We start from the raw sequence: 13,341 nt of genomic DNA, 5'->3' as shown, positions 1-13,341 counted from the left end.
GGGGTGGCGCGGAGGGTGGCGTTATGCCGCTGGGCTGGTGGCATATGCCAGAAGCACCACCGTATCGGGTATCGCGGAAACCCTTACGGCCGATCGCTCCCTGTGCAACAGTCGTTACCGGTCCTTCCGTCCGCGACGGCCGTTCAGCGCCTGCCAGCAGACACGTTCGGAGTGTGTCATGCCGTTCCCCACGCACGCGGAGCACAACTCCGCGCAGCCACCGGATCCCGGTGCGGTGGACGCCCTGATCTCTCAGGCGCGTCGCCTCAGGACCCAGGTGGATTCGGTGCTGCGCGAGAGCGCCGCCGCCGCCGAGGACCCCCAGTTGCGCTGGCAGCGCGCCCTGTGCGATCTGGCCGTGCACCAGCTCGACGACGTGGACACCCACCTCGGCCAGCTCAGGGACGGCCTGGACACCGGGTATCCGGGCGGCGACCCGCTGACCGCCGACCTGCTGGTGGACCTGCCGTCGCAGACGTCCCTGCCGCCGGGGCCCGACGCGGTCAGCGCGCTGGGCCGGGCGGGCAGCGCGGAGTGGGACCTGCTCACCGATGACGCGCAGTGGTCGGACGAGCTGTACCGGATCTTCGGCCGGGAGTCCGCCGACGGTCCGCTGACCCTGGACGAGCTGCCCTCGTGGCTGTTCTCCGAGGACCAGCAGATCCTCACCGAGATGGTGACCGGCTGCCTGGTCGACGGCCGTCCGATCGACGGCGAATTCCGTATCGTGCGCGCGGACGGGTCCGTGCGTACGGTGCACATGGTCGGCGAGCCGGTACTCGGCGCCGACGGGGACACCGTGTCCATGTGGGCGGTGTTGCGGGACGTCAGCGACCTGCGGCGCAGCCAGCGCACGCTCCGGGAGACCCGTGACTCCCTCCAGCGGCAGCGGCAGATCGCGCAGACCGAGCGTCGGCTGGCGGTTGAGCTGCAGGAGGCCGTGCTGCCGCCCTGGCGCGGCACCCTGCGGTTCCCGCAGGACGGGGGGCCCACCACGATGGACCTGGCAGCGCATTATCTGCCGTCCGGCACCAGCGCCCTCATCGGCGGCGACTGGTACGACGCGATGCAGTTGCCCGACGGGTCCTCCTTACTCACGGTCGGCGACCTCACCGGACACGGGGTGGCCGCCACCTCCGGCATGGCGATGCTGCTGGGCGCGCTGCGCGGCATGGCCGTCGCGGGCCTCCAGCCCGGCCCCCTGATGGGCTGGCTCAACGAACTGCTCGACACCTCGGCGCAGCCCGCGCTCGGCAGCGCCCTGTGCTGCCGGTACGAGCCCTCGACCCGGCTGCTGCGCTGGGCCCAGGCGGGCCACCCTGCCCCGCTGCTGTTCCGCGACGGGGCGGGGCGGGTGCTCGATTCCCCCGAGGGCGTCCTGCTCGGAGCGACCTCCGGTGCCCTGTACGGGCAGGCCGACGAGCAACTGGCCGCCGGTGATCTGCTGGTGCTGCACACCGACGGCCTTGTGCCGCGCCGTTCCGCGCTGGACACCGACACCGAGAGCGGCTCGGGACGACTCCTGGCGATGGCACCGCTGTTCGCACGCGCCCGGACCGCACAGGACTGCGTGCGGATCGTCGCCGAGGAGTTCGGCACCCCGGAGCGCGAGGACGACGCCTGTGTGCTGATCGCCAGGATCGCCTGAGCCTTCTTTCCTGCTTCCTTTCCCGTGGACACGTTCCGCGGACAGGTCGCGCGCACGAATTCCGTACAGCATTCCGTACGGGCATTCCGCGCGTGCGCTCCGCGGGTGAATCGCGGTCTTCTTTTTCGAGACCCTCGAGAGCCCGGCAGGGATCTCATCCGTGCTGTCGTACGAGCTGTCCGACCCGTTCGGCGGCAGGCCGGCCGGCCGCTGTTACACGGAGCGGGTCTTCCCGGTGGTTCCCTTCCCCTTGGATTTCGGCAGTGCCGTCTCGATCTCGGTGCGCAGATCCTGGATCTTGGTGTAGCCGGAATACCGGCCGGTGAGCCGGTACATCTCGCGCAGCCGGTCCCAGGTGCGGTGCGAGGAGGTCTCCCCGATGGTGAGCAGCGCCATCCGGGCGTAGCGGTCGGCCTCCTCCGGGTCGTCGGCGATGAAGCAGGCCGACGCCAGCGACAGATAGTCGAAGATCATCGACCGCTCGTGGCCGCCGCCCCGCAGCACCAGCGCCTTCTTGGCGTGGAGTTGCGCCTCGGCCGCGGCCGACGGGTCGTGGTCGGCCAGGGTGCGGAAGGCGAGCGCCTGCATCCCGTGCAGGTCGGCCTCGTCGAAATTCTGCATCCAACTGGGCGCCGGTACATCGCCCTTGTCGGACACGAACAGGTCCTCGGCCTCGCCGAGGGTCCGCCGCATCGCCTGGCCGCGGCCCATGGACGCCTGCGCCCACGCCTCGATGGTGCGCAGCATGGCGCGGGTGCGCGGCAGCGCGGACTCGCCGGAACCGGACTTGGCGAGCTTCATCAGGTCCAGCGCGTCGTCCGGCCGCCCCAGGTGCACCATCTGGCGGGCGGCCCTGGACAGCGCCTCACCGGCCCTGGGCCGGTCGCCGCCCTCCCGCGCGGCGTGTGCGGCGATCACGAAGTACTTCTGGGCGGTGGGTTCCAGGCCCACGTCGTGCGACATCCAGCCCGCCAGCACCGCGAGGTTGGCGGCCACGCCCCACAACCGGCGCTGGAGATGCGCGGGATGAGCGTAGGAGAGCATGCCTCCCACCTCGTTGAGCTGGCCGACCACGGCCTTGCGCTGGAGGCCGCCGCCGCGTGAGGCGTCCCAGGCGCGGAACACCTCGACCGAGCGTTCCAGCGACTCGATCTCCTGGGAGCCGACGGGTACCGCCTCGTACTGGTCGTAGGCGGCGGGGTCGGCGTCGAGCGGATCGTCGAGGACTGGCGCGTCGGCCGCTAGGGCCGGGTCGGTGTGCAGCCAGTCGTGCATGGCGGTGCTGAGTACGGAACCGGTGGCGAGCGCGGCGCCCGCGCCCACCAGACCGCGTCGGTTGAGCATGAGGTCCATTCCCGTGAATTCGGTGAGGACCGCGGCGGTTCGTTCCGGCGGCCACGGGAGGCCGTCTCCGGTCTGTCTTTTTCCCGTCTTCCGGCGCCGGTCGAACCCGAGATCCTCGATGGTCACGACACGGCCGAGACGCTCGGTGAACAGCGCGGCCAACACCTTCGGCACGGGATCGCGCGGCGACTCACCGGTCTCGATCCAACGGCGTACGCGCGATGTGTCGGTCGACAGCTGCGGATGGCCCATGGCCGCCGCCTGCCGGTTGACCAACCGTGCGAGTTCGCCCTTGGACCAGCCGGTGAGGCCGAACAGGTCCGCGAGTCGGGTGTTGGCTTCATTGCCCACGTCAAGCCCCCAGGTTCCTCGGCTGAATTGACACTATTCCCCCTGACAATGGCCTCGCGACTATTCGCCAGGGTTCGCCAGGGTCCGCTACGTGGTGTGCCACCCGCGGGCGGGTGTCAGGTAGGAACGCGCCACCCCGGTCCGTCTCCGCATTCCCCAGGGTGCGGTACCGGACCGGCCGTGGCGCCCCTGAACCGTTGGCACACGAAGGGATCTGCTTCTCCTCATGTATTCGGCATCGTCCTCCGTGTCCGCACCGCCCCGGCCGTCGTACCCCGCCGTCGCGGAATCCGCCCTCCGCCCCCGCCAGGCCACCGCCGTACGGCGCGTCGGCCGGCCCGCGGGCAGCTCCCATCCGCTCAGCGGGAGACTCGACTTGACCGGCCCACAGGGCGCCCAGTTGCGCACCGCCGTCGCCGCCGTGCAGCGCATCTGCCCCGAGTTCGCCCCGGTCCAGCTCCTGCGCCGGGGCGGCCGTACCGCGCTGCTGATCGGCACCTCGGGGCGCGCTCCGGCCGTCGCGAAGTGTCTGCTCGACCAGTCCCCCGCCTGGGCGGAGCGTTTCCGCCAGGAGATAGCGGCCTACCGCACGTTCGTCCGGCACCGGCCGCCGGTCCGGGTGCCGCGGCTGATCGCCGCGGACCCCGAGAGCTGTGTGCTGGTGATGGAGCGGATGCCCGGACGGGTGGTGTCGCCGCAGCGGCACCCGGTGCAGCCGCCGACCAAGGGCGATGTGCGGGCGGCGCTCTCGGCGTACTCGCGCGTCAACATGTGGCGCCCGCCCGCCGGTTCCTTCGACGCGCCGATCGACTATCCCGTCCGTATCAACCGCTACCACGAGTTGGGGCTGCTGACCGACCGGGACATGGGCGACCTCCAGCAGCTTCTGCACGGACTGGCCCATGTGCAGGGGCAGTTCTGCCACGGCGACGCGCAGTTGTCGAATGTGCTGCTGTCGCCCGCGGGTCCCTCGCTGGTCGACTGGGAGCACTCGGGCTGGTATCTGCCGGGGTACGACCTGGCGGTGCTGTGGTCGGTGCTCGGCGACGACCCGGCGGCGCGGCGGCAGATCAGCCAGCAGGCGCAGGCGCAGGGTCCGGCGGCGCGGGACTCCTTCCTGGTCAATCTGATGCTGGTGCTGACCCGGGAGATCCGCACCTACGAGACGGCCGTCCAGCGCACGATGCGGGCCGTGGGACCCGTGGCGCCCGGCGCGGCCGAGGCGGGCGAGGAGCAGCGGCTGCTGCTGCGCCGCCTGCACGACGACTGCGGCATGGCCCGCAGGGCGGTGCGCGCCGCGGTCGGCACCCGGTAGGAGCGGACCGGACGGGTACACCGTGACCGCGGCCGGCCACGAGTTCGGCGCACCGTCCCGCGCGCCCCACTGGTCCACACCACTGACGAGGAGCAGGCCAGCACGCCGCAGCGGGGAAACTTCCGAAATACGCCGCTGACGTGCGAAGACGGCCTCGTGTCCGGATGCCTGACGGATGGTTGACGGATGTTCCGGCAGCCGATACCTCTGTGGTGCCGATCGTTCGGCATCTCTTGGAGGAGGCTGCTTTGCGAGGATCCGCTCCCCCGTCCGACAGACGCCGTGGACGGCGCGCGCTGCGTATGGCCACGGCCGCCGCGGCTGCCGCCGCTCTGCTCCCGGTGTTCGGTGTCGCCCACGCGGCCGAGCCCGGCCCGAGTGCCGCGGGCTCGCTGCAACAGGCGTTCACGGACGCCGCAAAGGCGTACCACGTGCCGCAGAGCGTGCTGCTGGGCGTGTCGTATCTGGAGTCCCGCTGGGACGGCCACCAGGGCATGCCGAGTGTGACCGGCGGCTACGGGCCGATGCATCTGACCGACACCCGTACCGCCCTCGCGGACTTCCCGAGCAAGGGCATGGGGGACGGCGCGGACGACGGGCGCGGGGACGACACCCGGCCGATGATCAGTACGGCGACCGCGCAGGCGCCCGATCTGGCCGCGCTGCCCGCCTCGTACACCACGCTGGACCGCGCGGCGACGCTGACCGGGCTGTCGGCCGGTGCGCTGCGCGAGGACGCGGCGAACAATGTGGCGGGCGGCGCGGCGCTGCTCGCCGACACCCAGAAGTCGCTGGGCGAGCCGCTGAGTTCGGATCCCGCGGACTGGTACGCGGCGGTCGCCCGCTACTCCGGCGCCGACGACACGGCGACGGCCGCGGCCTTCGCCGACGACGTCTTCGACGTCCTGAAGCAGGGGCAGACGCGGACCACCGACGCCGGGCAGCGGGTCACGCTGGCCGCGGCTCCCGCGGTGAGGCCCGCGGCGGGCCAGGCCGCCAGGATCGGCCTGAAGCAGGTCAACGCGGCGGGGACGGAGTGCCCGAGCGGCCTGGGCTGCGAGTGGATCCCGGCGCCGTACGAGGACACCGGCGGCGGGGACTACGGCAACTACGACAAGGCCGACCGGCCGAACACCGAGAAGATCGACACGATCGTCATCCACGACACCGAGGGCTACTGGGACACCGCCCTCCAGCTCGTCCAGGACCCGACGTATCTGGCCTGGCACTACACCGTGCGCTCCTCCGACGGGCACATCGCCCAGCACTTGAACACCAAGGACGTCGGCTGGCACGCGGGCAACTGGTACACCAACTCCAAGTCCGTCGGCATCGAGCACGAGGGCTTCCTGACCGATCCGGGCACCTGGTACACGGAGTCGATGTACCGCACGTCCGCGCGGCTGGTGAAGTACCTGGCGGCGAAATACCACATCCCGCTGGACCGGCAGCACATCCTCGGGCACGACAATGTGCCGGGCCCGACCGCCTCGTACATCTCGGGGATGCACACCGACCCGGGCCCGTACTGGGACTGGGGTCACTACATGGCGCTGATGGGCGCCCCCCTGCGCGCGACCGCCGGCGCCTGGGGCGGCGTGGTCACCATCGCCCCCGACTACGACACCAACCAGCCGGTCTACACCGGCTGTGTGACGGCTGCGGCGGTCTGTCCGGCGCACGGCTCCGACGCGGTCCGGCTGTACACGGCGCCGAGCGAGGACGCGCCGCTGGTCAAGGACATCGGGCTGCACGGCGCGACCGGCGCGAGCACCACGGGCGTCAATGACGTGGGCGCGCGGGCCTCCGCGGGCCAGCAGTTCGCGGTGGCCGAGCGGCAGGGCGACTGGACCGCGGTGTGGTACCTCGGCCAGAAGGCGTGGTTCCACAACCCGGCGTCGCGGCCTACGGCCGTCAACTCGATCGGCCTGGTGATCACCCCGAAGAAGGGGCTGGCGAGCATCCCGGTCTACGGCCGCGCGTACCCGGAGGCGGCGGCGTATCCGGCGGACGTGCCGGTGCAGGGCATCTTCCCGATGCCGTACGCGATCCCGGCCGGACAGCGGTATGTGGTCGGCAATGTGGTGCCGGGCGAGTACTTCTACTCGACCTCCTTCGACACCAGCAACCAGAAGGTGGTGCGCGGGAAGCAGCTCTACTACGAGATCCAGCTCGGCCACCGGGTGGAGTACGTGATGGCCTCCGACGTGACCTTGCTGCCGTCGGTGCTGGGCGCTCCGCGCTGAGTCCGCCGGGCCCGCGGCGGCGGGCCCGAGGGTAGCGGGGGAAGGGCGGCACCGGGATTCCGGTGCCGCCCTTCGCCGTGTCCTGTCGCGCCCGTGTCGCGAAGCGTGCGTGTGCCGAAGCGTGCGTGTCCTGGGCGTCCTGTCGCGTCCGCGTCCTGGGCGTCCGCCCCGCGGAAGGTGTGTGTCCGCCGGGTCTCAGCCCGCCTGGAACATCTCCGCGGGCAGCGGCTTCAGAAGCTGGTACAGATCGTCGGTGATCGGCCGGTCCCAGGTGGCGATGGTGACCTGGACGCCGTCGCTGCGGTCGAACTGGGCGCAGGCGACCCGCGACTCGGAGATCTTGATCCGGCGCACGATCAGCAGGCTGTCACCGTGCATCACGGGGGTGTCCTCGATCCCGGTGACCTCGGCCGGTTCGTCGTTGCCGAGCGCCGCGAGGAGCTGGGCGACCTCGAAGGGCACCTGGCCGTCGTCCAGCTCGCGGGCGGGCGAGCCGACCGGGAGGTTGCCGATCAGCATCGCGGGGCCGCGTCCGCCGAACAGGTCGTAGCGCAGATAGATGCCCTGGCAACTGCCGTCGGGGCCGGGCAGCAGCCCGGCGCCGAGGTCACCGGGCCAGTCCCCCGGGTCCATCGCGAGGACATCGAAGTCCGGCCCGGTGGGCGTGGCTGCGCTACGGCGGCGGAGGAAGGACATGCCGCCATCGTACGGGTAGCGACCGCCGCCGGGGACCGGGCCCGCGCCCCTTCCGTGCCCTGGTCGCGCGCCGCCCCGGCAGGTGCGATCCCGTACGGCGGCCCGCCCATGGGCCGCTCCCCCGGCCGTCAGCGGCCGTAGGCGTCGTCGTCCGGCGGCGCGGGCGCCGCGGGGATTTTGCGCAGGGCTTCCGGCAGCCCGGTGGGGTCGGTGCCGAGCTTGCGGTAGACGGCGTTCAGGGTGCGGACGACGTCGCGCTCGCCGGTGCCGAGGGCGGCGGCGATCCGGCGGTGGTCCTCGCCCTGTGCGGCGCGCAGGGCGGCGGCGTGCTCGCGGGCGGTGAGGGCGTCGGAGTCGGCCGAGTGCGGGTGCCGCGGGCGCAGCCCGGCCAGCTCCAGCTCCTGGCCGGCCCGGTCGGCCAGGCCGTCCGCGCCGCACGTCCGGGCGGTGTCGAGTCCGCGGTGGAGCTGTTCCGCGGCCCGCTCTGGCTGTCCCGCCCGGCGCAGCGCGGCGCCATGGGCGACGAGCGAGCAGGCGAGCTGGTGCGCGGAGGGCGACTCCTCCAGCCGGTCGACGGACTCCTCGAGCAGCTTCAGCCCGTCCGGGCCGCCGGTGACCTCGGCGGCGACCCGCAGCGCGTGGCCGACGGCGGAGGCGGCGCCGAACTGGCGGGCGCGGGCGACGGCGTCCAGCGCGGTCGCCCTGGCCCGGTCGGGGGTGTCGTGCGCCTCGGCGAGCGCGAGGTGCAGTTGCCAGGGGCTCCAGGCGGGGTTGCGCATCCCCCGCGGGTCGAGCCTGCCGCCGACGCCGGTCAGTTCGGCGACGGCTTCTTTGTACCGCCCCTGGGCGAGCAGCAGTTCGCCGTGCACGGCCTGGGCGTCGGGGAAGGTGACGGCCGCGGGGAACGGCTCCCGGAAGTCGTACGCGGCGGCGAGCGCGACGGCTTCCTCGGTCCGGCCGCGGGCCAGCAGGATCTCGATGAGGACGGCCACCGAGTACCACTGGACGGGGGTGCCGCGGCCGACCCGCTCGGCCAGCCGCAGCCCGTCGCGGGCGAAGTCCTCGGCCTCCGCGAGCCGCCCGCGGCGGTAGCGCAGGTAGCCGAGCAGCAGATAGCCGAAGGACAGGTGGGCGCCGCGCCAGCCGTGCCGCTCGAAGCCCGCGATGCCGGTGGTGAACAGCTCCTCGGCGCGGCCCGGCTGGTCGGCGTACATGTAGGTCATGGCGACCAGGACGGGGACCTCGAAGCCCCACCCCTCGTTGGCCCAGGGCAGGCCGCCGTCCAGGGCGCGGCCCGCGTGGTGCAGGACGGTGGTCGTGGGCTCGCCGCGCAAGGTGGCGTCCCAGGCGCGCAGGCCGATGATGTACCGCTCGGTGAGGTCGCGGCCGGTGAGCCGGTCGGCGAGCCTGGCCAGCCGCCGGGAGCGGCTGGGCGAGTCGGGTTCGTCGGCGCGGAAGGCGTCCCACATGAACTGTTCCGCCTGCATCCGCAGCCTGGTGCGGGCGCCGGTGGCGGTACGGGCGGCGTGCGCGACGACGTCGGCGGCCTCGCCGAGCCGGTCGCTGTGGGCGAGGGACTGGGAGAGCCGGAAGACGATGCCGTCGCGCAGTTCGGGGTCGGTGATCGGCTCTTCGAGCGCGGCCCGCAGGTGGTTGACGGTGACCGAGGGCTCCAGGAGCTGGGAGGCGGAGCCCAGTTCGTAGAGCACGGCGGCCCGGTCCTCGGGCGGCGGGGGTTCGCGCAGGGCGCGGCCCAGGCACGCGCGGGCCGCCTCGGGGGCGCCCGCGCGCAGCGTCTCCCGTGCGGCGGCGCGCAGTTGGGCGACCACCCAGGGGTCGCCCTCGGGGTGGGTCTCCAGCAGATGGCGGGCCGCGGCGGCCGGGCCGAGGCCCTCGTCGACCACCGACCAGGCGGCCTGACCGTGCAGGGCGACGCGTACGGCGTCCGGGATCGCCCGGTAGACGGCGGTGGCGATCAGCGGGTGGACGAACTCCAGGGTGCCGCTGCCGGTGACGATACGGGCGTCGCGCAGCCGGTCGGCGCAGTCGGCGGCCTCCTCGCGGCCGAGTCCTGCGACGGTGGCGGCCAGCGTCGGGGAGATCTCCGTGCCGAGGACGGCGGCGGCCCAGGCGAGGCGGACGGTGGAGGGGCCCAGGCGTTCGAGCCGCGCGATCAGACCGCTGCCCTTGGCCGCGGCGGCCAGGTCGCGCAGCAGGTGGGCGCTGGACTCGTCGGGGCGCAGCCCCCGGTCGCGGACCTTCTCGGCCAACTCGACGGCTTCGAAGGGGTTTCCGGCGGTGACCGCCCAGCACTCGCGGCAGAACGCCTCGTCGGCGTGCGCGCCGACCGACTCCCTGATCAGGTGGCGGATGGCGGTCGCGGTGAGCGGTTCGAGGCCGATCGGGCGGTGTCCCGCCCGGCCGGGCAGGCCGCGGAACGACTCGGCGCCCGGCGGGAGTTCGTCCGGCCGGTAGGCGACGACGATGAGCAGCGCCAGTTCGTCGGCGCGCGGCGCGAAGGCCGCGAGCCAGTTGAGCGACTGCGGGTCGGCCCAGTGCGCGTCGTCCAACACCAGCACGACGGGCGCGCGTTGGACGGCGATGTGGGTGAGGACCCAGTCCAGGCCGTCGCGCAGACCCTGCGGGTCGGGGGCGGCGCCTTCCGCCGTGCACAGTCCGAGGGCCGGGCCGACGATGCCGTACCAACTGCCGAGCCTGGCGCGGATTTCCGTCTCCGGGGCTCCGACGAGCTGGGGTTGCAGCAGTTGCCGCGCGACGTGGAAGGCGACCTGCTGCTCCTGGTCGCCGCCGCGCGCGGACAGTACGGTGCAGCCGCGTTCCGCGGCCCTGCGGCGTACTTCGGTGAGCAGTGTGGTCTTGCCGAGGCCGGCGGACGCGGCGAAGGCGATGAGCCCGCCGTGCCGTTCGGCGGGGCGCGCGGCGATGCCCGCGTCCGTACCGGCGTCGTCGTCGGCGCCTAAGCCGGTGAGATCGCTCAACGCCTCGTCCACGGCGACGAGTTCGGCGTCTCGTTCGAGCAGCGCGCGCCGGTTGCGCGAGTGGCGCTGCGACATGGTCAACCCCCCTGCCTGCCGGTGGTGTGCGCCCGGCGCACGACATGCGGGGACGTGCAGGACGGACAGCCGACCGGTGGCCTCACAGCGTACGCCGTCGGCTCCGCTGTGTAAGGGGGACGGCCATGCCGGTTCGCCACTGGCAGGGGACGTGACCGGCACGGCGGGAGCGGCGGCGACCTGGGAGATCTTCCCGCCGCCCAGCACGGGCGAGACTGCCACGCGAGACGGTCGTCCCACCAGGCACCGCAGTCCCCGCACCGCACTGGAGCACCCGTGCGCCCCATGTGCGCCCCCCTTACCCGCCGTAACGCGCCGTCTCGTCCGCGGGTCCTGCCGTACGCCCCTCGTGCGCGCGTCAGCCCCCGCGGGATGTCGGCGACTCTCGCTCATCGGCTCGCCGCGCGTCTCAATCCGACGCGGGCCCCAACTCGGCGCGCACCTCAATCCGACGCGGGCCTCAACTCGTCCCGCGCCTCAACTCGTCCCGCGCTTCAGCTCGACGCGGGCCTCGACTCGAGCGGGCCTCGACTCGGCGCGCACACCCGCTCGATCCGCGCGTCACCCCCTCCCTGCGGTCAACTCCCCTGCCCAGCGCGCTCCTCGCGCTGCCGCGCGTGATGGCGGGCGACGCGGGCGCGGTTGCCGCAGGACGGTTTGCACCACTCCTGGCGGGCGTGCTCCTTGACGAAGTAGCGGACGCAGCGCGGGGCGGGGCAGGCGCGCAACAGCGCGCGCTCGGGTCCGGCGAGGAAGGCGATGGCGGCGCGGGCGAGGGCGGCGGCCAGCCGGTCGGCCGGAGCCGCGTCGGCGGACACGGTGTGAGCCGCCGCGGGTTCCGCGCCGTCCGGCCAGTCCAGGCGCGGGGCGACGGGGACCAGGGCGGACGCGGTGTTCAGCCGGTCGAGCGCCTGCCGGGCCGACGGCAGTCGTCCGGCGTCCGCACGGCTGGGCGGACCGGGCAGCACGGCGCGGGCGAAGAGCGCGCGGACCGCCGTACGCACCTCGACGACGGCGGTGCGCGCGGCCTCGTCGGCGGTGAACCGCGCCGCCGAGCCCGGCACTTCACCGAGAACGCCGCTGAGCGCGTCGGCGTGCTCGCGCACCCACCGGGTCAGCCCGGCGGGGTCCGCGAGGTCGTCGGCGACGCCTCCGTGGCCGTCGTGCCGGATGGTGACGGCGAGGTCGAGCGCGAGATGATCACCGGTCATGCCCTAATGCTATCGTCGCCATAAGCCATTAACGACTGAGGGGGTACCTGTGTCCGACCTCCGCGAGATCCTGCGCGGTCTCGATGTGTTCGACGGCGACCTGCCGCCTTTCGACATCGCGGAACTGCCCGCGGATCCGCATGAGTTGTTCATCGAGTGGCTGCTGGCGGCCGTCGCGGCCGGGGTCCGCGAGCCGCACGCCATGACGGTCTCCACGCTGGGCGCCGACGGCGACCCCGCCGCCCGCGTGCTCATCGTCAAGAACGTGTCGGCGGCGGGCTGGGAGTTCGCCTCCGACACCGGCAGCCGCAAGGGCCGCGAACTGGCCGCCCACCCCGCGGCGGCGCTCACCTTCTACTGGTCGCCGCTCGCCCGCCAGGTGCGGATTCGCGGCCGGGTCGAGACCGCGGGCCCAGAGGCGAGCGCGGCGGACTTCCTGGCCCGCTCCCCCGGCGCCCGCGCCGAAGCGCTGCTCGGCCGCCAGAGCGCACCCCTGACCGACCTCGCCACCCGCGACGCGGCTGTGCGGGAGGCCGCGGGGCGGATCGAGCGCGACCCGGACCTGGTGGCCCCCGGCTGGGCGCTCCACACGCTGCGCGCGGACAGTGTCGAGTTCTGGCAGGGCGACCGCGACCGCAGACACACCAGAGTCAACTACGTCCGCACCGAAGGTGGTTGGGAGCGAGGTCTGCTGTGGCCGTGACCGGACCCACGACCGGCCCGACGGCCGGAGGACCCGCACTCGCGGCCGTGCTCGACGCGGGGCAGACCCGGCTGCGCACACTGCTCGACGGTCTCGACGACGCCGCCGTCCGCGCCCCCAGCGCGCTGCCCGGCTGGACCCGCGGCCATGTCCTGACGCATATCGAGGGCGTCGGCCTCGCGCTGGCCCGGCAGGCGCGCTACGCGCTGCGCGGCAAGCTGATCGAGGTGTACGACGGCGGTCGCAGCGGCCGGGACGCGGCCATCGAGGCCGGGCAAGGCCGCTCCGCACCGGTGCTGACCGCCGCGCTCGGCGACGCGCTGGACGAGATCGAGGCGTCCTGGGCCGCGGTCGGCCCGGACGACTGGGACCGGCAAGTGAGCTACCGCGACGGCACGGTGACCACGGCGGGGCTCGCCTGGTGGCGCGAGCTGGAGATCCACACGGCGGACGCGCTGCTCGGCCCGACCCCGGCGGACTGGTCCCCCGAGTTGTGTACGCACCTGGTCGACTTCCTGTCCGCGCGGGTGCCGGACGGGATACGGCTCACGCTCGGCACGCCGGGGGACGCGGCGGACGACACCTGGTCGTTCACGCGGGGCCAGGGCACACCCGTGCTCGTACGGGGTCGGCTGACCGACCTGGCGGCCTGGCTGGCCGGACGGGTGCCGCCGCGGGCGCTGACCGGCGATCCGCTGCCGACGCTGGGCAGTTGGCCGTAGCGGGCCCGCTGACCACGGTGACCCGCGGCGG

General features: G+C 73.3%; 9 protein-coding genes. 5 read left to right on the top strand and 4 right to left on the bottom strand.

The features are described 5' to 3' along the window. The first annotated feature begins 178 nt into the window (after window positions 1-178). Complete coding sequence (locus ACFY9V_RS33840; RefSeq protein WP_391164182.1) at window positions 179-1,648, top strand: SpoIIE family protein phosphatase; 1,470 nt, start codon at window positions 179-181, stop codon at window positions 1,646-1,648. Between the two features lie 213 nt (window positions 1,649-1,861). Here ACFY9V_RS33840 and ACFY9V_RS33835 read toward each other — a convergent pair whose 3' ends face one another. Further along, window positions 1,862-3,343, bottom strand: a complete 1,482-nt coding sequence (locus ACFY9V_RS33835; protein ID WP_391050109.1) for a hypothetical protein — start codon at window positions 3,341-3,343, stop codon at window positions 1,862-1,864. Between the two features lie 226 nt (window positions 3,344-3,569). Here ACFY9V_RS33835 and ACFY9V_RS33830 point away from each other — a divergent pair, with 226 nt between their 5' ends. Together ACFY9V_RS33830 and ACFY9V_RS33825 are read left to right on the top strand one after the other, a co-directional pair. Then, window positions 3,570-4,658: an aminoglycoside phosphotransferase family protein gene (locus ACFY9V_RS33830; RefSeq protein ID WP_355344012.1), complete on the top strand. Its 1,089-nt coding sequence runs from the start codon at window positions 3,570-3,572 to the stop codon at window positions 4,656-4,658. A gap of 302 nt (window positions 4,659-4,960) precedes the next feature. Beyond that, window positions 4,961-6,904, top strand: coding sequence for an N-acetylmuramoyl-L-alanine amidase (locus ACFY9V_RS33825; RefSeq protein ID WP_391164180.1), 1,944 nt, complete (start codon window positions 4,961-4,963; stop codon window positions 6,902-6,904). Between the two features lie 195 nt (window positions 6,905-7,099). Here ACFY9V_RS33825 and ACFY9V_RS33820 read toward each other — a convergent pair whose 3' ends face one another. From ACFY9V_RS33820 to ACFY9V_RS33810, 3 genes are all read right to left on the bottom strand, one after another. Then, a complete protein-coding gene (locus ACFY9V_RS33820) occupies window positions 7,100-7,600 on the bottom strand; it encodes a hypothetical protein (protein ID WP_355344009.1) in 501 nt (166 codons plus the stop codon). Window positions 7,601-7,728: 128 nt separating this feature from the next. Further along, window positions 7,729-10,674, bottom strand: a complete 2,946-nt coding sequence (locus ACFY9V_RS33815; protein ID WP_391164178.1) for an AAA family ATPase — start codon at window positions 10,672-10,674, stop codon at window positions 7,729-7,731. Window positions 10,675-11,252: 578 nt separating this feature from the next. Next, window positions 11,253-11,885: an ABATE domain-containing protein gene (locus ACFY9V_RS33810; RefSeq protein WP_391164176.1), complete on the bottom strand. Its 633-nt coding sequence runs from the start codon at window positions 11,883-11,885 to the stop codon at window positions 11,253-11,255. A gap of 49 nt (window positions 11,886-11,934) precedes the next feature. On the opposite strand from ACFY9V_RS33810, the gene ACFY9V_RS33805 reads away from it, so the two are divergent. Both ACFY9V_RS33805 and ACFY9V_RS33800 read left to right on the top strand, forming a co-directional pair. Beyond that, the gene (locus tag ACFY9V_RS33805) at window positions 11,935-12,588 is read left to right on the top strand and encodes a pyridoxal 5'-phosphate synthase (protein ID WP_355344000.1); all 654 of its coding nucleotides are present in this window, start codon (window positions 11,935-11,937) and stop codon (window positions 12,586-12,588) included. Next, window positions 12,585-13,310: a maleylpyruvate isomerase family mycothiol-dependent enzyme gene (locus ACFY9V_RS33800; protein ID WP_391164174.1), complete on the top strand. Its 726-nt coding sequence runs from the start codon at window positions 12,585-12,587 to the stop codon at window positions 13,308-13,310. Before ACFY9V_RS33805 ends, ACFY9V_RS33800 begins: the two co-directional genes overlap by 4 nt. The last annotated feature ends 31 nt before the right edge of the window (window positions 13,311-13,341 follow it).

This window comes from Streptomyces sp. NPDC008317, from assembly GCF_042955955.1.
GTDB lineage: Bacteria > Actinomycetota > Actinomycetes > Streptomycetales > Streptomycetaceae > Actinacidiphila.
The sequence above is the reverse complement of the archived record's forward strand: the minus strand, read 5'-3'. Positions and strand labels throughout refer to the sequence as shown.